This window comes from Rhizobium esperanzae (assembly GCF_002204185.1).
Classification (GTDB): domain Bacteria; phylum Pseudomonadota; class Alphaproteobacteria; order Rhizobiales; family Rhizobiaceae; genus Rhizobium; species Rhizobium esperanzae.
The window spans coordinates 18641-41560 of the sequence record NZ_MXPU01000009.1; the positions used below are offsets into that span (position 1 = coordinate 18641).

At 61.5% G+C, this 22920-nt stretch carries 18 protein-coding genes and 2 pseudogenes; 12 read left to right on the forward strand and 8 right to left on the reverse strand.

The genetic code is table 11. The features are described 5' to 3' along the window. Nucleotides 1-283 precede the first annotated feature (283 nt). Both B5E41_RS14920 and B5E41_RS14925 read right to left on the reverse strand, forming a co-directional pair. Nucleotides 284-552 (reverse strand): annotated as a pseudogene (locus B5E41_RS14920) (AbrB/MazE/SpoVT family DNA-binding domain-containing protein). Between the two features lie 56 nt (nt 553-608). After that, nucleotides 609-1360: pseudogene (locus B5E41_RS14925) on the reverse strand (SDR family oxidoreductase). Between the two features lie 336 nt (nt 1361-1696). Here B5E41_RS14925 and B5E41_RS14930 point away from each other — a divergent pair. The 7 genes from B5E41_RS14930 (at nt 1697) to B5E41_RS14960 (ending at nt 9101) form a co-directional block, all read left to right on the forward strand. Then, complete coding sequence (locus tag B5E41_RS14930; RefSeq protein WP_088394787.1) at nt 1697-5335, forward strand: PAS domain-containing protein; 3639 nt, start codon at nt 1697-1699, stop codon at nt 5333-5335. Next, nucleotides 5332-5973, forward strand: coding sequence for a response regulator transcription factor (locus B5E41_RS14935; RefSeq protein ID WP_088394789.1), 642 nt, complete (start codon nt 5332-5334; stop codon nt 5971-5973). Before B5E41_RS14930 ends, B5E41_RS14935 begins: the two co-directional genes overlap by 4 nt. 2 nt (nt 5974-5975) lie before the next feature. Further along, nucleotides 5976-6353, forward strand: coding sequence for a response regulator (locus B5E41_RS14940; protein ID WP_085861875.1), 378 nt, complete (start codon nt 5976-5978; stop codon nt 6351-6353). A 1-nt stretch (nt 6354) separates the two neighbouring features. Next, the gene (locus B5E41_RS14945) at nt 6355-7047 is read left to right on the forward strand and encodes a response regulator transcription factor (protein WP_088394791.1); all 693 of its coding nucleotides are present in this window, start codon (nt 6355-6357) and stop codon (nt 7045-7047) included. A 183-nt stretch (nt 7048-7230) separates the two neighbouring features. Next, the gene (locus B5E41_RS14950) at nt 7231-7584 is read left to right on the forward strand and encodes an ArsR/SmtB family transcription factor (protein WP_064807491.1); all 354 of its coding nucleotides are present in this window, start codon (nt 7231-7233) and stop codon (nt 7582-7584) included. A gap of 195 nt (nt 7585-7779) precedes the next feature. Further along, nucleotides 7780-8445, forward strand: a complete 666-nt coding sequence (locus B5E41_RS14955; protein ID WP_088395100.1) for a nitroreductase — start codon at nt 7780-7782, stop codon at nt 8443-8445. An 83-nt stretch (nt 8446-8528) separates the two neighbouring features. Beyond that, on the forward strand, nt 8529-9101 hold the full coding sequence (locus B5E41_RS14960; protein WP_011428535.1) for an NADPH-dependent FMN reductase: 573 nt from the start codon (nt 8529-8531) through the stop codon (nt 9099-9101). Nucleotides 9102-9207: 106 nt separating this feature from the next. Here B5E41_RS14960 and B5E41_RS14965 read toward each other — a convergent pair whose 3' ends face one another. From B5E41_RS14965 to B5E41_RS14990, 6 genes are all read right to left on the reverse strand, one after another. Continuing rightward, nucleotides 9208-10395 carry a galactarate dehydratase gene (locus B5E41_RS14965; RefSeq protein WP_064813191.1) on the reverse strand — a complete coding sequence of 396 codons (1188 nt, stop codon included), beginning with the start codon at nt 10393-10395 and terminating at the stop codon, nt 9208-9210. Nucleotides 10396-10407: 12 nt separating this feature from the next. Further along, nucleotides 10408-11625: a mandelate racemase/muconate lactonizing enzyme family protein gene (locus B5E41_RS14970; RefSeq protein ID WP_088394793.1), complete on the reverse strand. Its 1218-nt coding sequence runs from the start codon at nt 11623-11625 to the stop codon at nt 10408-10410. Beyond that, entirely contained in the window at nt 11622-13343 is a 1722-nt protein-coding gene (locus B5E41_RS14975) for an ABC transporter ATP-binding protein (protein ID WP_088394795.1), read from the reverse strand. Before B5E41_RS14975 ends, B5E41_RS14970 begins: the two co-directional genes overlap by 4 nt. Nucleotides 13344-13350: 7 nt before the next feature. Further along, complete coding sequence (locus B5E41_RS14980; protein ID WP_088394797.1) at nt 13351-14472, reverse strand: ABC transporter permease; 1122 nt, start codon at nt 14470-14472, stop codon at nt 13351-13353. Between the two features lie 9 nt (nt 14473-14481). Then, complete coding sequence (locus tag B5E41_RS14985) at nt 14482-15468, reverse strand: ABC transporter permease (RefSeq protein ID WP_064807967.1); 987 nt, start codon at nt 15466-15468, stop codon at nt 14482-14484. 116 nt (nt 15469-15584) lie between these two features. Then, nucleotides 15585-17522 carry an ABC transporter substrate-binding protein gene (locus B5E41_RS14990; RefSeq protein WP_088394799.1) on the reverse strand — a complete coding sequence of 646 codons (1938 nt, stop codon included), beginning with the start codon at nt 17520-17522 and terminating at the stop codon, nt 15585-15587. A gap of 347 nt (nt 17523-17869) precedes the next feature. Here B5E41_RS14990 and B5E41_RS14995 point away from each other — a divergent pair, with 347 nt between their 5' ends. From B5E41_RS14995 to B5E41_RS15015, 5 genes are read left to right on the forward strand one after another with little or no spacing between them, the layout of a single operon-like run. Then, nucleotides 17870-18583 (forward strand): FadR/GntR family transcriptional regulator, encoded by a 714-nt coding sequence (locus B5E41_RS14995; protein ID WP_088394801.1) that lies wholly within the window; start codon nt 17870-17872, stop codon nt 18581-18583. A gap of 21 nt (nt 18584-18604) precedes the next feature. Continuing rightward, the gene (locus B5E41_RS15000; RefSeq protein ID WP_088394803.1) at nt 18605-19435 is read left to right on the forward strand and encodes an NAD-dependent epimerase/dehydratase family protein; all 831 of its coding nucleotides are present in this window, start codon (nt 18605-18607) and stop codon (nt 19433-19435) included. Beyond that, nucleotides 19432-20307 (forward strand): SMP-30/gluconolactonase/LRE family protein, encoded by an 876-nt coding sequence (locus B5E41_RS15005; RefSeq protein WP_088394805.1) that lies wholly within the window; start codon nt 19432-19434, stop codon nt 20305-20307. Before B5E41_RS15000 ends, B5E41_RS15005 begins: the two co-directional genes overlap by 4 nt. Before the next feature lie 35 nt (nt 20308-20342). Next, nucleotides 20343-21287 (forward strand): dihydrodipicolinate synthase family protein, encoded by a 945-nt coding sequence (locus tag B5E41_RS15010; RefSeq protein ID WP_088394807.1) that lies wholly within the window; start codon nt 20343-20345, stop codon nt 21285-21287. A gap of 45 nt (nt 21288-21332) precedes the next feature. Next, complete coding sequence (locus B5E41_RS15015; RefSeq protein ID WP_088394809.1) at nt 21333-22919, forward strand: ABC transporter substrate-binding protein; 1587 nt, start codon at nt 21333-21335, stop codon at nt 22917-22919. The last annotated feature ends 1 nt before the right edge of the window (nt 22920 follow it).

Sequence of the window (22920 nt, forward strand, 5' to 3'; positions counted from 1 at the left end):
TGACGCATGGCGCCTGTCTCGGACGCATCATGCTCTAACTATCATTAGCACAGAATACAACGTTTGGTGCGACCCGCCATTCGCCGAACCCTTGCCGGAAGAAACAAGGCGGGTTTCGGCATCGGCCTCATCTCGAGGGCAGCCTGTTCCACAAAGGCCGCCGGCGCCTCGATCTCTCGTATGAACCGCAAGTTCTAAACGACATCGTTAATGAGCAGAGGACTCTCGATACTCGCGGCTTCGAGCTGGGCAATAGACCAATCCGCCCATTCCGAGTGGTCAGTTACGAGGTCCAGGAACACATTGGTATCAACGAAGGCCACGGTTTCCCGCGCGTCAAAGCCATGATAGCGTCGGTATCGAGGCCCTTGCCGGCATGGCCGCGCAGCTTCTCGCAGCGGCTTGCCGGCCGTTTCTTGTCGGCGCGCGTCAGAACCACACTGCCGTCGGCAGCACGATGAAAATCGACCTGGCTGCCAGGAACGATGCCAAGGATGTTCCGTACAGGCTTCGGAATAGTCACTGCCCTTTCGCAGCAACGGTCGTGGCCATAGCGAACGCCTTCTGTGTAATACTCTCCAAGAAGACGGCAAAATTCAAGATGGCCGCTAAGCCGCCATCGATCGGTAGAGCCATTCGGAGAGCTTCTGGGTCGCCACGCGCGCGCCGACATGAGGCAGCAACACGTCACCGGTGAGTTCGACGCCGAAATACGAGGTGGAAGGATCGGCGATCACCTGTCGCTGGTCTTCGTTGGCGGCGAGATAGATCCGGGCAATTTCATCGATGCCGAACTGTTCGGGGCCGCCGATCTCGATGATGTTGCCCAAGGGATCTCCTGTCGCCAGTTCCGCCAGGAATGCCGCGACTTCATGAGCCGCGACCGGCCTCGACGAGGCCGGAGGCAAACGAACGACGTTGCCCTCGGCGCCGATGTCGATCACGCCGTTGATGAATTCGTAAAACTGCGTCGAGCGGACAATCGTGTAGGGACGAGCCGAGGCCCGAACGAGATTTTCCTGCACCGCTTTCGCGCGGAAATAATCGCTTTCGACGAGGCGCGGCGTGCCAACGACAGAAAGCGCGAGATAATGCCGGACGCGGGCTTCCGCCGCGGCTGCGAGCAGGTTCTTCGTCGATGCCTTGAAGAAATCGAGCGCGAATTATCGCCGAAGGAGGCGGCATTGGTCACATCGACTACGACTTCGGCACCTGTCATTGCCGCTTCCAGGCCCTTGCCGGTCACCGTATCGACGCCGAGCGACAGAGATGCGGCCGCGACGTCGTGGCCCGAGCGCCGCAAATCCGCCGCCAGTTGCGTTCCGATAAGGCCGCTTGCTCCCGCTACCACGATTTTCATGTCGGCCTCCTCTGTTGCATCGTCCTCGTGCTTGCGCGGATGGAGAATGGCCGGAACGCCGAGCGCATTCCATCATGCCTGAGGTCGAACGTCCGAGACGCAGGGCATAGCGAAGCCAGCCCAAAGTTTAGGATGCCTCATCGGAAACACAAAAGGCTACGCCAGGGGACGAAAAATCGGCTCCATTCCCGCGCAATGCATGGGTTTCCATGAGTTGCGGTTGTGGCGCGGCAAGATTACGGTTTCAATATGAGCGCGCCGGCCCCGAAATGGAAAACAACTGCTGCAGGACATGCTGACGATTCCCCGGCTTTGCCTGTCCGGCCGGAGCGATGGATGGAAACAGTCTGGTCGCAACGCCCCCCATTTCTGCGTCTGGCGCTTTTCTTCCTCGCCTATGTGCTCGCCTGCGGCTTCGCCCAGTCGCTCGCGGTGGTGCCGGGAACCGGTATTTCCATCTGGCCTCCGGCCGGGCTGTTCATCGCGACCCTCATCCTCGCCTCCCGACCCAGCTGGCCGTGGTGGATAGTGGCGGGCTGCCTGGCGGAGATGTTCAGCAACGTCCTGTGGTTCCATAGTCCGCAAGTTGCGGCCTTCCTGATCTATATCGGCAACGCTCTCGAAGCGATGGTCGCGGCATGGCTCGTCAACCGGACTTTGAAGCTTCCGGTTCGGCTCGAAACCCTGCAGGAAGTGACCGCATTCGTCGTCATCAGCGCCGGAATTGCGCCAATCGTCAGCGCGACCGTCGGAAGCGCCACGCTTGCCTGGTTCAGCATCCAGTCGCAATCCTTCCTGACGGCTTGGCCCTTATGGTGGATCGGAGACGCGACCGGTGTCCTGATCGTGGCGCCGCTGGCGCTGGTCCTCTTCCACAGCTGGCGCGGCAAGACCCAGCTTTCGATTGGGCAATGGGTGGAAGCGGCCGTCCTGGCGCTGATCTTTCTCGGCGTCGCCACGCTTTCGCTGAGTGGCTATCTCCCCTTCGCCTATATCATCATGCCGCCTCTTCTCTGGGCCGCGGTCCGCTTCGAATTCAAGGGAGCGGCGGTGTCGCTCGCTCTCCTCGCCCTGATCACCGCCGTCTTCACGATAACCGGCGCCAGCCAGTTTGCCGGCGATCCGGAGTCCCAGAGACACAATCAGGTCATGCTGCAGCTTTTCCTGGCGATCTCGGCATTCTCAGCGCTGATCGTCGCCGCCATATCGCGTCAGCATCAGCTGGCGGTGCTTTCGTTGCGCCAGAGCGTGGAAGCGCTCAGCGAAAGGGAACGGGAACTGTCGCAGCTCGTGGACATGGTGCCGAGCCATGTCTGGCGCCTGAGACCCGACGGCGAGCCTACCTTCTTCAACAAGCGTATGGTCGATTTCCTCGGCCTTGACGTAGGGGACTCCGACAAGCCGGATATGAGCCGGCTGGAAGCGCTTTTTCAGGCCATCGTTCATCCCGATGATGCGGCCGAATTCAGCACTGCCCTCAGCCATTGCCTCATCACCGGCGAGACCTTCGCCATGCGCTACCGGCTGCGCCGTGCCGACGGTGTTTATCGATGGATGTCGAGCCGCGCCGAGCCGCTGAGGGATCAGGCCGGCAACATCCTCCAATGGTACGGGCTTTGCCATGACATTGACGATCAGGTCCATGCCGAAGAGGCGGTCAGACAAAGCGAACGGCAGCTTCAGCAGATGATCGACGCCGTTCCGGTCCGAGTGTGGAGCGTTGAGCCGGCGGGCAGGTCGATCTACTTCAACAAACGCTACCAGGATCACTTCCGCGCAGTCATTGCCGATTTCGAAGCGATCGGCGAGCCGAGCATCGAAGATCTGCTGCAGCAGCTGATCCATCCCGAGGATGCCCCCGAGGTTCAGCATACGCTGCGGAACTGCTTCGAAACCGGCGGCGGTACGGTGATGCGGTTTCGCTGGCGCGAACAGGACGGCGTCTACCGCTGGGCCGAATGCAGAGTGGAACCGCGGCGCGATGATGATGGAAAAGTTGTGCAGTGGTACGGGGTTTCTCTCGACGTCGACGAAGAGGTGCGTGCGCTGGAGGCCTTGCGTGACCGCGAGCGCGAGCTCTCGCAACTCGTGGACATGGTCCCGGTTCACATTGCCCGCATGGCGCCCAACGGCGAACCAACGTTCTTCAGCCGGCGTACACTGCAATCCATCGGGGTGGATGATGTCGCAGCCTGGGACAAGCCTGATATCAGCCGCTCGGCGGCCATCATCGGGGCGACCGTGCATCCCGAGGATGGACCCCGCATGAGAGAGGTGCTCGCGCGCGCGCTTGCGACCGGGGAGCCTTACACGATACGATATCGCCGGCGTCGGGCGGACGGCGAATATCGCTGGATGGAAGGCCGAGCCGAGCCGTTGCGGGATCAGAATGGAGCGATCGTGCAATGGTACGCGGCTGCGATCGACATCGATGACGAGGTGCGCGCGCAACAGGCTCTGCGTGAGCGGGAACGGGAGTTATCGCAGCTCGTCGACATCGTGCCGAGCCTTCTCTGGCGCCTGAATGCGGAGGGAGAGCCGACCTTCTTTAATAAGCGGCTGATCAATTTTCTCGGTCCCGATATTGCAGACACAGGCAAACCGGGTACGAACCGGCTGTCCGCCATCATTGAAGCCGCCATCCATCCCGACGATGCGGAAAGCCTTGGCGAGGCGCTGAGGCATTCCTTCGCCACCGGCGAGCGCTTCTCCAAACAGTATCGCCTGCGGCGCGCCGATGGCATCTACCGCTGGGTCAGAGGCAGCGCGGAGCCGCTGAGGGACGAAAGCGGGCGGATCATTCAATGGTACGGTCTGACGCATGACATAGACGATCAACTGCGCATCGAGGAGGAGTTGCGCGAGAGGGAACGGTCGCTCTGGCAGATCGTCGAAACACTGCCTGCGATGATCGATTGTGCGGCTCCGGATGGAGAACCGGTATACCGCAACCCTCAACTGCGCGACTTCCTCGGATATAAGCTCGAAGAGCTTGATGGAACGGGAAAAACCCGGCTGGACGGCACACTCGATGCCGGCGTTCATCCCGACGACTTGGCGAGTGTCAAAGAGAACTATGCCCATTCATTGCGCACCGGCGAGCCCTATGCGCGCCGGCATCGTCTGCGGCGGTTCGATGGCGAATATCGCTGGGTCGAGACGCGGGCTGCGCCGATGCGCAATGCCGAAGGCGTGATCGTCCAGTGGAATGTCATCTGCCTCGATATCGACGCCGAAGTTCGGGCAGAGGAAGATCTCCGTCAGGCGCGAGAGGGCCTTGCAAGATCGAGTCAGGTGGCAAGCCTTGCCGAACTCTCGGCCTCCATCGCCCACGAGGTGAACCAGCCGCTCGCAGCCGTCGTCGCCAACTCGCATGCCTGCCAGCGCTGGCTGATGGCCGAACCGCCGAATCTTGAGCGAGCGCAGCGGACGGTCGAGCGCATTATCCGCGACGCCAATTCGGCCGCGGATGTCGTCAGCCGCATCCGCGCCCTGTTCAAACAATCCGCAGACAGGAGGGTACAAACGGCGCTTTCGGGCATCGTCAACGAAGCGCGTAACCTCATGGCCGACGAGATGGCACGCCGTCGCGCCCGCATGGAGGTGGAGGTCGATGGCAACCTTCCGCTCATCGCCATCGATCGCGTCCAAATCCAGCAAGTTCTGATCAACCTCATCCGCAACGGCATCGAGGCGATGGACGCCATTGCCGGCGACAGGGTGATCGAGATGCGTGTGCGTCATGTGGGAAATGCCATCCAGACCGAAATCAGCGACCGCGGCGAGGGAATCGAATTCCCCGAGAAGATGTTCGAGCCGTTCTTCACGACCAAGGAAAACGGCATGGGCATGGGGCTGGCGATCTGCCGCTCGATCGTCGAACTGCATGGCGGACGATTGTGGGCGGAGAAGAACCAACCGCACGGAGCGACGTTGATCTTTTCATTGCCGGTTGAAACGAAGGCGGCGTCATGACGACCGATGACCATATCGTCTTCATCGTAGATGACGATGAACGGATCCGGGAGGCTCTCGGCGAGCTGCTGGACTCGCATGGCATACGCGCCATCGCCTTCGAGTCGGCCTGCGACTATGTGCAAGCAGACAAGCCGGATGTTCCCGCCTGCCTTATCCTCGATATCGAACTGCCCGATATCAACGGCCTCGACCTGCAGAGGCAGATCGCGGATGGCGATCATCCGCCGATCGTCTTCATCACCGGACATGGGGACATCCCCTCCTCCGTGCGCGCCATCAAGCGCGGCGCGGTGGATTTTCTCACCAAGCCGTTCAGCGATGAGCACCTTATGGCGGCAATCCAGGCGGCGATCGCCCAGGATCGGAAAAAGAGGGCCGAGCGAGCCGAACTCGGCATGCTGAGACAACACTATCTCGACCTGACACCGCGCGAACGTGAGGTGTTGCCGCTCGTCGTCAGCGGCCTCCTCAACAAGCAGGCGGCGGCGGAACTGGGGATCAGCGAAGTCACGCTGCAGATCCACAGAAGAAACGTGATGCAGAAGATGGCGGCGGCATCGCTCGCCGACCTCGTCCGCATCGCGGAGAAACTGGAAATACCGATAACCCACTCGCGCCGGGTGGGAGGGAATTGAACATGAACAAGACAAGACATGTCGTGGCGATTGTCGATGACGATCCAAGACTCCTTGAATCGATGAGCGACCTTCTGGAATCGGCGGGCTATGTCGCCCGCGGCTTCTCGTCGGCAGGCTCGCTGCTCGTCGCCGGGCTGTCGGACCTGGATCTGCTCATCACCGACATCGGAATGCCCGGCATAGACGGCTTCGAACTTCGTGATCTCGTCAGGAAATCCCGTCCGGAGCTGCCGGTTTTCCTGATCACGGGCCGTCACGAGATCGCGGATCAGGGCCGCGCTCAAGGCGCCGGCGGATTCTTCCGCAAGCCATTCGATGCCCAGGCCCTGATCGCGGCCATCGCCAATGCCTTGCACAAATCGAGAGATGGAGGGTGACATGAGGGTTGACCAGCCGTTCGTTCGTAGATCGGCGCCTTTGTCAGCGCAGCGTGAACGTGAAGAGGATCAGCCGCTCGTCATGATCGTGGACGACGACGCATCCATTCGCGAGGCGCTGTCGGAGCTGATCCTGTCGGCTGGTTTTCAGCCGGTCAGCTTTGCTTCGACCCGCGAACTGCTCGACGCGGATATATTGGACAGACCCGGCTGCCTGATCCTCGATGTGCGCATGCCGGGGGCAAGCGGTCTCCACCTGCAGAGCCATCTGGCCGAGAACGGCATTGCCAAGCCGATCATCTTCCTGACCGGCCATGGCGATATCCCGATGACCGTCCAGGCGATGAAAGCCGGCGCCGTGGATTTCCTCACCAAGCCGGCGCGGGACCAGACGCTGCTCGATGCCGTGACAGCAGCCATCGTCATGGACGGCAAACGACGAGCGGAAGCGGCGATCGCCAATCGCAATATCGAACGGCTGGAGACGCTGACGCAGCGCGAGCGCGAGGTTCTGCACGAAGTGGCGCGCGGGCGCCTCAACAAGCAGATCGCCTTCGACCTTGGCATCAGCGAGGTGACGGTCAAGCTGCATCGCAGCAATGTCATGCACAAGATGGGGGCCGCCTCGATCGGCGAACTGATCCGGGCCTGGGAAACATTGCCGGCACAGATGCGTCAGGTTGGGGCGCGTTAGCTTTTAATCAAAGAGCCAGGAACGCCGGCTGTCCATTTGATGCACGCCGTATCCGATTCACGCCAAAAAAGAGGATGCGGCGCCGGTAATGGGTTTCGGCCCCGCACGCTTGCGTTATCTCTAAATTAAAGTTCGGGGATATGACATCGTACCCGGCTTTGGTTCCCCAAAGGAGATCTCGCCTTGAACAATCAATCGTCAGTCGCGCCTTCCCCTAAAACCAATGCCTTCGACAACGAAGCAAACTTCCTGTCGGCCATGGGGAATGCCAAACGGCTTCACATTCTGCATCTGTTGACCGAAGGAGAAATGTCCGTAACCGTCCTGGCTGACGAAGTGGGGTTGAGCCAATCTTCGACGTCTCAGCATCTGGCAATTCTTCGAGACCAGGAACTCGTGCAAACACGAAGGGCTGCGCAGACGATCTATTATTCACTTCAATCTGACGGGGTCAGGGCAATGCTCGATACGCTCGCTGACATTTTCGGATCGCATCGTCGTACGGCGGCTGAACGTGCCCGAGCCGTGGGCACCTAACGCCATTGGCGGAACGCTGATCTTTCCGCTCATGATTGGTCTCCAATTCTGCTGACATGCCCCTCGACCACGTCAATCGCTGATGTACGTTTGATGTACGCCTCCTAGACCACGGTGTGATTACGCCTCCATTGCGAGTGGCGATAATGAACCACATCAGGAACGGAACAAACGGCCCGGCACATGGAGGCGGTCATGGACGTATATGAGGCAGTCACAAGCCGACGGTCAGTGCGCGGATTTAAAGACCAGCCTGTGGCGATGGAGATACTCGAGCGCGTGCTGGCCGCTGCGGCTTGGTCGCCGTCGGGATCGAACATCCAGCCGTGGAATACCTACGTGATCACCGGTGCGCCCCTGACCGAACTCAAGACATCAGCTGTCGAGCGCGTGGCGCATGGCGACGCCTGGGACAAGCGGCAGTACGAGATGTACCCGTCCGTGCTGAAGCCGCCCTACGGCGAGCGCCGCTCCGCCTTCGGCAAGGAGCGCTACAGCGCGCTCGGCATTGCGCGCGAGGACTGGGAGGCGCGCCAGCGGGCAGCAATCGCCAACTGGAATTGTTTCGGCGCGCCCGCCGCCCTGTTCTGCTACATCGACCGCGACTTGGGTCTGCCCCAATGGGCCGACGTCGGCATGTATCTGCAGACTGTGATGCTGCTACTCCGCGCCGAAGGACTGCACAGTTGCCCGCAGATGGCGTGGTCGCAGGTTCGCGAGACGGTCGCCGAGGTCCTGTCGCCGCCCGATGGGCTGATCCTCTTCTGCGGCATGTCGATCGGCTACGAAGACCCTGCGGTAAGTTACGCCCGTACGGGCCGCGCCCCGCTGGCCGAGACAGTCACGTTTATCGGCGAATAGTTGCCTGCGCCCAAAGGACAGAGACCCCGTCGAGAATTCCGCGTATGATAGGTCTTCTATCGTGCGGGATATTGGAGAACGCCATGACCACGCATAAAGTAGGCTATCTTATCGGCAGCCTCGCCAAGGGCTCGATCAACCGTAAGCTCGCCAAGGCGCTGGTGCGCGTCGCCCCACCGGAACTTGAAATGTCGGAGATATCCTTCAAGGACCTGCCGCTCTACAGTTACGATTACGACGCCGACTACCCTCCGGCCGGCAGGGCATTCAAGGCGGCAATCGCGGCCGTCGACGCCGTGCTGTTCGTGACGCCCGAATACAATCGATCCATTCCCGGCGGGCTGAAAAACGCAATCGACTGGGCGAGCCGCCCCTACGGCACCAACTCGTTCACACGCAAGCCGTCGGCGGTGATCGGCACGTCGCCGGGCGCCATCGGCACAGCCGTCGCCCAGCAGAATTTGCGCAGCGTGCTCAGTTTCTGCAACTCTCCGCAGATGAATGCTCCGGAAGCCTACATCCAGTTCACTCCGGGGCTGATCACCGATGACGGCGAGGTCACGAACGAGGCCACGGCGGAATTCCTCCGCAAGTTCATGCAGGACTTCCATCTCTTCATCGCGAGGGTTCGCTCAGTGTTGCCGAAAGATGCCTAAGGGCGCTTGGAATGGGATCGCAATGTTCCTACAATGCCTGCAAACGTCGCCCAGGGAGCTGGCTGCCTCATTCCGGCGGCCAAATCTGGTTTAGCATGTAACACCCTCAGGCGAAGGCATAAGAGCCGTCCGGCCGCTTCGGCACGCGCCGCTGCCAATGGATATAGCCTTCCTCCTCCATCGCCTTTTCATCCATCTCGACGCCCCAGCCGGGCCGGTCGGGGCGCAGTTCGAGATAACCATCCTTCGGCAGATAGGGGTCCACGACGTAGCGTGTTTCCCCCTGCCGCTTCTCGATGTCGAGGCCTCCATAGACATAGGCCTGGCCCTTCGGCAGCCGGTATTCGAGGATGCGAAAATTCTGGGCCGCGGCTGAAAAATGCACATTGACCGCCGTCGCCAGCGGCCCCATCGGGTTGTGCGGAGCGACGCCGACGAAATAGGCTTCGGCCAGCGTGGCGATGCGGCGCATTTCGCTGATGCCGCCGACGACGCAGATATCGGGCTGGATCAGGTCGGCGCCCTTGACCTGTAGCAGCCGCAGGAATTCGTTCCTGTTATAGAGCGACTCGCCGGTGGCCAGCACGCAGTTGAGCCCCTGCTTCAGATCGCCCCAGGCCTCGATATTCTCAGGACGCAGCGGCTCTTCGTAGAACAGCGGGTCATAGGGCGCCAGCGCATTGCCGAGTTGCCTTGCGGCGATCGGTTCGAAAATCTTGGCATGAGCATCGAAGGCAATCTCGTATTCGTCATTCACCGTCTCGCGAAGCGAGCGGAAATAGTCGGCCGAGGCTTTTACGACATTGCCCCAGCGATGAGCATGCATGTCGATACGCCAGGGGCTGAGCTTGAAGGCAGTGAATCCCCATTCCTCCTTCAGGCGATCGAACTCGTCGCGGGCGGCCGGCGCGTCGGGCGCGGTGTAGACCCCGGCATAGACCTTGATGCGGTCGCGCACCTCGCCACCCAGCAGCTTGTAGACCGGGACATTCGCGGCTTTGGCCGCCAAATCCCACAGGCAATGGTCGAGCGCGGAAATCGCAGCAAGGCCGAGTGCGCCCGGCGGGAAGCGGCTTTGCTGGATCAGCAGGTTGACGAGATAATCGACGCGTGTCGGGTCCTGGCCGGAGAGAAAGCCGTAGAGATAATCGAGCAGCGGCGGCAGCGCCTTGTCGGGGCCGTGATTGTAGCATTCGCCCCAGCCCGTCAGCCCGTCATCGGTGTCCAGTGCGACGATCACCCGGGGTCGGTCCTTGTCACGGGTCATGAACACCCGCATGCGGTCGATCTTCATCATTCTGTCCTTCTAGCGATTGTAATAACTGCGGCGCGCCACGCGCGTCTGCACGTAGAGATGCTCGTTGTAGGTTCCGGGATTATAGGATCCGGCGGCCTCCGGCACGGGAACGGAGACGTTGCCGCCGCTCGGAAAGCGGGCGACGAATTCCTCGTCGATATCACAGCCGAGCCCGGGGGCATCGGGAACGGCGATCAGCCCATCGACCTGCTCGGGATGCGGCACGATCGTCCGGCGGCGGCCGTCCCAGTCGTCGTCCAGCCGCTCGAGGATGAACGCGTTCGGAATGGCGGCCAACAGATGCAGGGCTGCATATTCCGCCACCGGTCCGAGCGAGCCACAATGCGGTGCCATCTGGATGTGATGGGCTTCGGCCATGGCCGCGATCTTCTTCATCTGAGTGATGCCGCCGGCCCGGCCGGTATCGGGCTGAATGACATCGACCAGCTCTCGTTCGATGAGCTCGCGCTCGCCAAAGATGGTTGCCGAGCGTTCGCCGGCGGCAAGCGGCACATGAGCGGCGTCGCGAATGCGCTTGTAGCCTTCGAGATTGTCGGGCGCGATCGGATCTTCCACCCACATCAGTTCATAGGGTTCGAGCGCCCGCACCAGGCGGCAGGCGTCCGCAGGGGTCAGCCATGGCGGACCGTGCAGGTCGATGGCGATGTCCATATCGTCGCCGACCGCCTCGCGCAGTGCTGCGACCTTGCGAACAGGATCGGCCACGCCACCGCACTTGATCGCCTTTATGCCACGCTGCTTGATCGCAAGCGCACGTTCGGGCGTGTTGGCATGCGAATAGATCGGGATCCTGTCGCGCACCTTGCCGCCGAGCAACATCCAGACCGGCACGCCGAGCGCCTTGCCCTTGATGTCCCAGAGCGCCATGTCGATGCCGGTCATCGCACCGCCGCCGACCGTGCCGAGCATGCCGTGACCCATCATTGCGATATGCAGCTTCTGCCATAGGCGCTCGATATGGGCCGGATCTTCGCCGATCAGGAGCGGCGCCAAATCATGGATCGCCGTCTCGATAACGCGCGGCCAGCCGGAGCATTCGCCGATGCCGGTGATGCCCTCGTCGGTGTCGATCTTCAAAAACAGCCAGTTTCTCGTGTCCCGCAGCTGCGTTGACGCCCCCTCTCCCGAACGCTCATCCGAAGCCCATTTCGACGGATCGGGCTGACCTGCATGCATGAGAAACGTTCTGATGCCGGTGATCTTCATCGCTGAGCGCTCCCGTTCTTCAGAGTGTCGGGAGCGACATAACGGAAGCGCCGCGAACGGTCGCGGTCGCGTGGATCCGGCCGCGGAATGGCCGATATGAGCGCTTGCGTGTAAGCATGCTCGGGCGTGCGGCAGACCCTCTCCGCCTCGCCGATTTCGACGAGCTGGCCCTTATACATGACGCCGACGCGGTCGCACATGTAGCGGATGACGCCGATGTCATGGCTGATGAAGATATAGGCGAGCCCGAGTTCGTCCTGTAGGCGCATCAGGAGATCGAGCACCTGCGAGCGCACGGAGACGTCGAGCGCCGAGGTCGCCTCATCGGCGACGATGACGCGCGGATTGAGGGTGATGGCGCGGGCAATGCCGATGCGCTGGCGCTGGCCGCCGGAGAAGGCATGCGGATAGCGTTCGCGGGCCCTGGGATCAAGGCCGACCTGCTCCATCAGGTGGCAGACGCGCTCGTCCAGCGCCCGTCCCTTTGCGATGCCGTTGACGAGCAAGGGTTCACCGATGATCTGGGAGACGGTCATGCGTGGATTGAGGGAGCCGAAGGGATCCTGGAACACCATGCGCAATTCGCGGCGCGCGGCGGCAAGCGTCTGGCCTTTTGCCGTTGCCAGGTCGATGATGCCGCCATCGGCGCGGCGATAGAGGATTTCGCCGGCGGTTGGATCGAGCAGCCGCATGATCGAGCGGCCCATCGTCGTCTTACCGGATCCGCTTTCGCCGACGATGCCGAGCGTTTCGCCCGGCAAAAGCGAAATCGAGACGTCGTCGAGTGCTTTGACCTCGCCGAAATCCATCGAAAGATTACGCAATTCCAGGATTGGCGCCGCCGTCCGATCGAGCGGTGCCCGCGCCAGGCGAATCTCGGCCTTCTGCTCCAACTTCAGCACCGAACCAATCAACATGCGGGTATAGTCGTCTTTCGGAGCGTGAAAGATCTGCTCGACCGGCGCATATTCCTTGGCGACGCCATTGTGCATCACCAGCACATCGTCGGCGATCTGAGCCACGACGCCCATATCATGCGTGATGAAGAGAACGGCCATGCCGTTGGCCTTCTGCAGCCGGGCGATCAGGTCGAGAATTTCGGCCTGCGTCGTCACGTCGAGGGCCGTGGTCGGCTCGTCGGCGATCAGCAGTTGCGGCTTGCAGGCGAGCGCCATGGCGATCATCGCGCGCTGGCGCATGCCGCCGGAATACTGGAATGCATATCGATCCAGTGCCTTTTCAGGCGCGGGAATTTCCACCTGTTTGAGCAGCGATATGGCTTCAGCACGCGCTTCCGCCTTGCTCATTCTCGTGTGAAGGCGAAGCGCCTCGATAATCTGGTTGCCGACGGTGTGGATGGGCGACAGCGACGACATCGGCTCCTGGAAAATCATCGCGATATCGCGGCCGCGGATCGCCCGGATCTGGCGCCCGCGCGGATTGAGGCTGGTCAGATCGATGGAGCCGCCCTTCGGGTGGTTCAATGTGATCGAACCGCCGGCAATGCGGCCGGGCGCGTCGACAATCTGCAGGATCGAGCGCGCCGTCACCGACTTCCCGGATCCGCTTTCACCCACCACGCAGAGCGTCTTGCCCGGCTCAATTGTAAAGGACAGGTCGCTGACGGCGCGAAAGACGCCGGTGCGCAGCGGGAATTCGACGGTGAGGTTCTTCACCTCGAGCAGCGGCCTGCCGGCAATGGGAACGATGTCGGTCATGCCGGCCTCATTTGTTGTAGGGATCGGCCGCGTCGCGCAGACCGTCGCCGAGGAGATTGAGCGCCATGACGGCGACCACGACAGCGCAGCCTGGCAGGAAGAGCCAAGGCGCCGTAGCGATCGAGCGAATATTCTGGGCTTCGCGCAAAAGCACGCCCCAGGAAATGGTCGGCGGCTGCAGCCCGAGCCCCAGGAAGGAGAGAGAGGTTTCGGCCAGAATCATCGCCGGCACCGCGAGCGTGATCGACGCGATGATGTGGCTGGCAAAGCTCGGCAGCATGTGACGAAAGATGATGCGGCCTTCACGAACGCCATCCAGCCTGGCTGCAGCGACGAATTCCTCGGTGCGCAGGGATAGGAAGCGGCCTCGAACGACGCGGGCGAGCTGAGCCCAGCCGGTCAGCGACAGGATGATCGTGATCATCATATATTGCAGCGTCGCCGGCCAATCCTGCGGCAGGGCCGCAGCCATGGCGAGCCAGATCGGGATCGTCGGCAGCGACAGCACGAAGTCGATTACACGCTGCATGAAGAAATCGATGCGGCCACCGTAATATCCGGAGATGCCGCCGATCACGATGCCGAGCATCAACGACAGGAAGACGCCGACGAGGCCGATCGACAGCGAGACCTGCGAACCCTGAACCGTCCGACTGAAGACATCGCGCCCAAGCCGGTCGGCGCCGAAGAGAAGCAGCGGCGTCGTCTTGTCGGGCGAGGCGATCAGATGGATGTTGGTGTTGAACAGGCCGAACACGGAATATTCATAGCCGCGCCCGAAGAACTGGACGTCGACGCGCTTCGTCGTGTCTTCCTTGAAGATGGCGGCGAGCGTTTCCGGATCGCGGGTCAGCTTCATCGGATAATAATGCAGGCCGAAGGAAAACCCGTTCTCGGTATCGATCAGATGCACTTTCTGCGGCGGATGGAAGGTCGCCCGCGCATTTTGCAGGTTCGGATCGTTAATGGCGAAGAAGCCCGGAACCAGGGCAACGATGTACATCATCACGGTGACGACGAGCGCCACCATGGCCAGTTTGTGGCGGCGAAAAGCCCACCAGATCAGCTGCCACTGCGATGCGACGGCGGCCCGATCCGGCTGAATGTTTGTAACGGCGATGTCGGCCATATCAGGCTCCTATTCCAACCGGATGCGGGGATCGACCAGCGCAAGCAGGATGTCGCTGATCAGAGAGCCTATCAGCGTCAGCGCGCAGATCAGCAGAACGAAGGCGCCGGCCAGATACATGTCCTGGGCCATCAGCGCCTGCAGCAGCAAGGGTGCGGCCGTCGGCAGGTTGAGAACGATGGCGACGACGACCGAGCCGGAGATGAGATTGGGCAGTAGCCAGGCAATCGTCGAGATGAACGGATTGAGCGCGATCATCATCGGATATTTCATCAGCAGGCGGAATTCCGAGAGCCCCTTTGCCCGGGCCGTCGTCACGTAAGGCTTCGGCAGCTCGTCGAGCATGTTTGCGCGCATGACGCGGATGAGGCTCGCCGTCGAGGAGACGGCAAGGATGATGACGGGAAGCCAGAGATGCGAGAAGAGATCGCCCATCTTGGCAAAGCTCCAGGGCGCATTCTCATATTGCGGCGAAAACAATCCCCCGACGTCCTGGCCGAATTCGACCGCCGCGATATACATCAGCACCAGCGCCAGCAGGAAGGACGGAACGGCCAGACCGAAAAAGGTGAAGGCGGTGAAGAAATAGTCGCCGATCGAGTATTTGCGGACGGCGGAAAAGACACCGATCGGCAGGGCGATTGCCCAGGTGGCGATCAACGTCGAGAGAGCCAGGACGAGGGTCAGCGCCATGCGCTCCCAGATCAGATCCGACACCGGCTGCTGCCATTCGAAGGAAATGCCGAAATCGCCGCGCGAGAGGATGCCCCAGATCCATTTGAAATATTGGATGAGCATCGGGTCATCGAGTCCGAAGCGTTCGCGCAATTGCGCCGCGGTGTTCTGATCGACGATTTCGTTAGAGGCCGCCAGCGTCGCAATATAAGTCGTGACATAGTCGCCCGGCGGCAGCTGGATCAGCACGAAAGCGAGAAAGCTGACGGCAAAGAGCGATGGAATCATCCACAGCAAGCGTTTGGCGATAAAGACCAGCATGGGCGCCTCTTGCATTGAGTACCGCCCTCAGGGCCTAACCGGCTCTCATCGCCGGCAAGGCATCGGAAGGCGAACCGGAGAAAGCGCCGTACCGTCGGTACGGCGCTCGATCAAAATCAGCTCGTGAAGGTGAACTGCTGCGGCATCGCAGGTCCCGGATTGGGCCAGGACCAGCTATCCGGCTGCTTCTCGGGAACATTGCGCAGATTATTGCGGATGATGCCGAAGCCGCCGACCGCAAGGCAAAGTCCGACGGTCTCGAATTCCTCCGCCGCGATGTCGAAGATCTGCTTCATGATCGCGCCGCGTTTGTCGAGATCGGCCGTCGAACGCGCTTCGTCGAACAGCTTCATGCGCCTCTTCTGGCTTTCCGGTGGCTCTTCGCCGCGCGCGCCGTTGGACGTATACCAGAGCGTCCACGGAATGGCGTAACGCGACCCCTGCGGATGGAAGGCGAAGAAATCGCGAGGGTCGAGCATTGGATCGAGACCACCCGGCCCCGGCCACACCTGCGCATCATGGGCATTGTCGTCGCCGCGGGTATAATAGAGCGCCCGCTCGATCGTATTGACCTTCATGTCGATGCCAATCTGCGACCAATGCGTCTTGACCAGCTCCAGGGCATCGACGAGATCGGGATAAAGCGTCGGAATGACGTCGACCGAGAAGAACACCTTCTGACCGTCGGGCCGAACGCGAAAGCCGTCGGGCCCCTTCTTATAACCGGCCTGATCAAGCATCGCGCCTGCCTTATCGGCGTCATATTCGGTGAATTGACGCGCATATTTCTCGTGGTACCAGGGATGGGTCGGGCGCGGCCCGGCCTGATAGGGCTCGCTCTGCCCGAAATAGACGATATCGATAAGTTCCGGGCGATTGATGCCGATCGAGAGCGCCTGCCGGAACGCCTTGTCCGCAAACATCTTGCGCATGGCAGGATCTTTATGGGTGATGTTGAAGTAGATCTGGCACTGCTGCGAGGCCGAAGGCACGAGCGTCAGCAGACGATAATCGCCCTTCTGCATGTTCTGGGAGAGCGTCGGCTTATTGGCCAGCACGCTGATGTGACGTTCCTGAATGTCGATCTTTCCGGAGATGACGTTCAGCATCAGCGATTCGACGTCCTGCGAAATGCCGAAATTGATCTCATCGATGTAGGGAAGCTGGTTGCCTGCCGTATCGACCTGCCAGAAATAGGGGTTCCGGGTCATGACGACGCGCGTGGCGCCGCCGACATAAGGCTCCTTGACCACCCAGGGATCGAGTGTCGGCTTGTCGACATTGCCCCAGCGCGTCGGAATTTCGATGTCGCCGCAGCGGTTGCGGAAGAGCTCCGTCCAGCTGGTGACGCCTGCCTTCTTGGCATCGGCCTCAATGTTGGGATTGTACTTCGGCAGGAACTGGCTGCAGTAATGCTTCGGGAAGAGCGTCGGATGCTGACCGAGCGGCGTGGCAAGGTTCTCAAGATAAAGCGCGTTGGCCGCCGCGAAGGTGAATTTCACCGTATAATCGTCGATCTTTTCGACAGTGACCGGCTTGCCGGCAACGGCTAGCTGCGCCGGCGTCGCGCTGTAAAGCTCGGTGTTCTTCACGCAGTCTTCGATCGCGAAAACAACGTCGTCGGCCGTGAACGGGTGTCCGTCTGACCAGCGCACGCCTTCGATCAGATGGAAGGTGAATTGAGTCGCGTCGTCGCTGACTTCCCAGCGTTCGGCGAGGTTCGGCTGCACGGCGGTGAATTCCAGATTCCAGCGCACGAGGCTCTGGTTGCCGACCATGCGCAGAATGCCGTTATGGTCGGATGAACCGCGCAGGCCGCGGCGCAACGTGCCGCCATAGGTGCCGACCTTCTCGAACGGCGTTACCACCATCGGCTTCTTCGGCAGGCGCTCGGCCAGCGGCGGCAGTTTGCCGTCTTTGACCAGTTGCGCCAGCGCAGGCGCTTCCCCGCCGGCGGCGAAGGCACGACCGGCGATGGACAGTGCTGCAGCACCAGCCATGCCGCCGAGAACGGCGCGGCGGGTGACACCGCGAGACAGAATTTCATTGGGCATCGATTCCTCCCCTTTTATGCCGGCACAGGCGGGCTCCCGACCTGCCGTTTTGCGCCCTCCTCGGCGCTGGAACGAAACCATAGACACGTTCTCAAATGATTACAAGAGTTGACAGATAATTACAGATTCGATAGCCATGTCGTATCAGACACAACGCCAAGCCATTGGCAATCCTGCCTTGGATAGGGAAAGAAGACAGACCTGTCAGAAGCTGTATACAGGCCGCATCGCGGCCGGTGACGGCGCGGCGCCATCCCGGCGCATGGTCGAGAAGGCATAGGCTTCTGCTCGCCGGACGAAGAGCCGACGGGGCGAATTCGCCACTTGCGGGGGAGAAAAGAGCGATAATGACGTTTGCAGTCGATGCCGTTTCAAGCCGGGGCGCAACGCGCTTCAGCGACATCATCTACGAGAAGATCGTGGGGATGATCGCGGACGGCAACTTTCCCGTGAATGAACGGCTGCCGTCGGAAACCAGGCTCGCCGCCGATTTTGGTGCATCGAGACCCGTTGTGCGAGAAGCGCTCGAACGTCTGAGGGCCGATGGCCTCGTCGTTTCCCGCAAGGGCTCTGGTTCCTATGTCCGCCAGCGGCCGGATTCGTCGATGCTGAAAATGGTTCCGGTCGGCTCGCTTGCCGATGTCCAGCGGTTCTTCGAATTCCGCGCCGGTCTCGAGGCCGAAGCTGCGGAGCTTGCCGCGCGAAACTGGCAGCCGGCCGACAAGGAGCGGATAACGGCCGCACTTCTCTCGCTTGAGCAATGTCTGCGCAACGGCGAGCTCGGCGCCGAGGAGGATCAGGCCCTCCACGACGCAATTGCGGCGGCGACAGGCAACCAGTTTCACATCACCGTGCGCGAATGGTTCAAGCCGCATTTCGCCATCGGCCATTCCGTAACGCGAAGCCTGAGCTTGAAACGGACTCCGGAGCAGATCCGCAGCGTTCAGGACGAGCATGCGGTCATCGTGGAGGCGATCTTCGCGCGGCGGGAAGCCGAAGCGCATGATGCGATGAAGACACACATACTGAATGCGCGCGCCCGCATGTTTCAAGGGGTTTGAGCGACAATGGGAGGAAGGACGATGAGACGGATTGCCATGACGGGTGCCGCCGGACGTGTCGGGACGCTGCTGCGCCCGTTTCTCCGGCAGCATGTTGAGCATCTCCGCCTGATCGATATTCATGAGCCTGCGGATCTGGCCGAGAATGAAGGCTTCGTTGGCGCCGATCTGTCAAACCTCGAAGAGGCAACGGCCGCTTTGGGCGGCATTGACGGTGTCGTTCATCTCGCCGGTCTTGCGGGCGGCGTTGATATCAACGCGATATTGCAGGCGAACGTGCTCGGCACTTACAATCTCTACGAGGCCGCCCGGATCAACAAGGTCGAGCGGGTCGTCTACGCCTCAAGCAACCATGCGACCGGCTTTTATCCCCGCGGCGAGGTCATTTCGCCGCTCGATCCCATGCGCCCGGACAGTCCCTACGGACTTTCCAAATGCTGGGGCGAGCTGGTGGCGGGGCTTTATTACGACACATCGGGCATCCGCTCCCTTTCCATCCGCATCGGCAATGCCGGCACCTACCCCAACAGCGAGCGCACGATCGCGATCTGGATCAGCGCCCGGGATCTGGCGCAACTGGTGCGGATCGGCCTCACCCATCCGCAGATCGCCGCAACGGTTGTTTACGGTGTTTCCGACACCGACACGAAATGGTGGGACAACGATCTGGCGACGCGGCTTGGCTACCAGCCGCAGGATCGGCCGCGTGATCACGCCCGTATCGAGGACGGAGCGGAGGGGCGGGTCGCCCGCTCGTTCCAGGGCGGCGGTTTCTGCGAATTCAATCACGACGGCAACATCCGCATGCGCGATGCCGAGGGCCTGGTCAAAGATCTGGAGACGGTCTCGTGACGGCGCCGCGCATCATTGAACCGAAGATCCGTTCCGTACTGCAGCAACCGCTGACGGTCGGTGAATCGCCCGTATGGGACGAGGAAACCGGCGCTCTCTGGCTTGTCGACATCCTGGCGCCGGCAATCCTGCGACTTTCCCCGCAAGGCAAGGTCGATCGCTTCGACATGCCGGCTGCAGTCGGCAGCCTCGGGCTCTGCCGCGACAACAGGATCATCGTTGGTCTGCAGACGGGCGTCCATCTCTTTGATCCCGTCTCAGGCGATATCGAATTTCTCTGCGATCCGGTCGGGCGCGACATCAATGGCCGCCTCAACGACGGCAAGGTCGGCCCGGATGGGCATTTCTGGGTCGGCTCGATCAGCGAGGCCAAGCCGCAGATGAACGACGCGGCGCTCTTCCGTGTCGGCGCCGATGGCAGCACGAAGACGGTGGCAACGGGACTGACGAGCTCCAACGGCCTTGCCTGGTCGCCGGACGGCCGGCGGATGTATCACTCCGACAGCCGACAGTGTTTTCTGCAAGCCTTCGATTTCGATCCCGCAACGGGTGAGCTCGGCGAAGGACGCCGCCTTCTCAGTTTCACGGAGGAACAAGGGCGGCCGGACGGGGCGACGACCGATCGCGATGAATTCTACTGGAGCGCCGGCGTTTCCGCCGGCCGCCTGAACAGAATATCGGCCGACGGCGAAATCGTCGAAATCTACATTCTGCCGGTCGCAGCACCGACAATGCCGTGTTTCGGAGGGCCGGATTTCACCACCCTCTACGTCACGAGCCTGTCGAGCGACCGCACCGGACGTTTCGAGGCTGGCACGGTCATCGCCTTCGATGTCGATGCGGAGGGGCTGCCGCCCTTCCGTTTCGGCTGACGATCAACTGGAAGAAAAGCGAACGGGGGAGAAAAATGAGCATCGCGATCATGCGCAAGGCGCTTAGGGGCGTGTCGGGCGTTCCGGTCACGGCTTATGACGCCGGGGGGGAAGTCGAGCCCCGGATTACCGCGAAGGTCTATGAGCGGGTGGCCGTGGCCGGCATTCACAACATCGTCGCGGCCGGCAATACCGGAGAATTCTATGCTCTGACGCCGCAGGAGATCCGGATCGTCCACGAGGCGGCGGTATCGGGTGTTGATGGCCGCGCGCCGGTGACGGCGGCGATCGGTCGGTCGCTGCGCGAAGCGATCGGCATGGCCAGGGATGCGTCCGCGATCGGCGCATCGGCGGTCATGTCGCATCAGCCCGTCGATCCTTTCGCGGCACCATCGGCCCAGATCGATTATTTCTGCAATCTCGCCGATGCTTCCCCCCTGCCGCTCGTCGCCTATGTCAGGGCGGAAGGCTTCAGCGTCGCCGAGATCGTCCGCCTCGCCAACCACGGCAATATTGCCGGCATCAAGTTCGCCACGACTGATCTGATGCTGCTGTCGCGGGCGATCCCCGCGGCCGATCCGAATGGCGCGCTGTTTGTGTGCGGCCTGGCGGAGAGCTGGGCGCCGACATTCACCGCAGCCGGCGCGCGCGGCTTCACCTCGGGCCTCGTCAACGTCGCACCGAAACTTTCGCTTGCCGTGCACGAAGCGCTTGAAAAAGGCGATTTCGCCGCGGCGAGATCGATCGTCAACAAGCTCGAACCCTTCGAGCGGATGCGCACCAAATTCCGCAACGGCGCGAACGTCACCGTCGTGAAAGAGGCCGTCACCTATTCCGGCCTCGATGTCGGCTCGGTGCGCGTGCCGGGATTGCCGCGGCTCGACGCGCAGGATCGCGACGAGCTGCATCGGCTGCTTCGAGGCTGGGAGGCCGAGGGCGATATCCAAACGGACCGGCAGGACGTGAAGGCAGCCGGCTAAGTTCGAACATCATTCCCGCAAGCAACAGGATTGGGAGGTCTTGAGATGCTGAAACAGCTACTGACGACGATCGCTATGACAGGCGCCCTGATGGCGGCACAGCCGAGCCTGGCGGCATCGCCGCCCAATATGCTCGTCATAGGCACGAATCTGACCGGCATCCGCACGCTCGATCCGGCCCAGAACAATGCCCGCACGGTCTCCGAGCTGATCTCGAACCTCTACGATAACCTCGTGCAACTGTCGCCGGACGATTTGAAGACGCTGAAGCCGATGCTGGCGACGCAATGGAGCGTATCGCCCGACGGCAAGATCATCACGCTGACCCTGCGCGACGACGCGGTCTTCCAGAGCGGCAACAAGGTGACCGCCGAGGACGCGGCCTGGTCGATCCAGCGTGTCATCAAGATGGGCCAGGTCGGCTCCACCGACGTCGCGCTCTGGGGCTTCACGGCCGATAACGTCGAAAAGCTCGTCCGCGCCAAGGACGAACACACGCTGGAGATCGAGCTGCCGCAGGCGGTCAATACCGACCTGGTGCTCTATTCGCTGGCAGGCTCCTCGATCGGCATCGTCGACAAAAAGACGGTGCTGTCGCATGAGGCGAACGGCGATTTCGGCGGCGCCTGGCTCTCGGCCAATTCCGCCGGCAGCGGCCCGTTCACTCTGGCGCAATGGCGGCCGAACGACGTGGCGATCTTCAATGCACAGCCGAAATATTGGGGCGGCAAGCCGGCCATGGCCCGCGTCGTCGCCCGCCACATTCCGGAATCCGGCAATCTCAGGCTTCAGCTGGAGGCCGGCGACGTCGATGTCGGCCAGTATGTGGCGAGCGGCGATCTCGATGCACTCTCCAGCAACAAGGATATGGTCATCGACAACGTTCCGGGTCTCGGCTTCTATTACATAGCCCTGAACCAGAAAGACCCTGACCTGCAGAAGCCGAAGGTTCGCGAGGCCTTCCAGCACGCCTTCGACTGGAAGGCGATCTCCGGCAACATCATGCGCTACACCGGCTTTCCCTGGCAGTCGATGATCCCGCGCGGGATGATCGGCGCTCCCGAAGAGGCTGCGGTCCGCTATGACTACGATCCCGCCAAGGCCAAGCAGCTGCTGGCGGAGGCCGGATATCCCAATGGCCTGAAGAAAGTGCTCAATCCGTCGGGGGCACCAACCTTGCCCTTCGCGGAAGCGCTGCAGGCGAGCGCACGAGCCGCCGGCTTCGATCTCGATCTCGTACCCGGCGAATTCACGCCCGCCTTCCGCGAGCGCAAATTCGAAGTGCTGCTCGGCAATTCCGGCGCCCGCCTGCCCGATCCCTTCGCCGTCGCCACGCAATACGCCTTCAATCCCGACAATAGCGACGAGGCACGCCTCGGCAGCTATTATCTCTGGCGTACCGGCATGAAGGTGGACGAGCTCAACACGCTCATCGATCAATCGATGAAGGAGCGCGACACGGGCAAACGCACCGATATCTTCAAGAAGATGGACGGCATCTATGCCGGCATGGCTTCCCCGCTCGTCATCTTCTTCCAGCGAACCGACCCCTATGTCATGCGCGCCAACGTGAAGGGCTATCACGGGCACACGACCTGGTCGACGCGCTGGCATGATGTGACCAAGGAGTAGA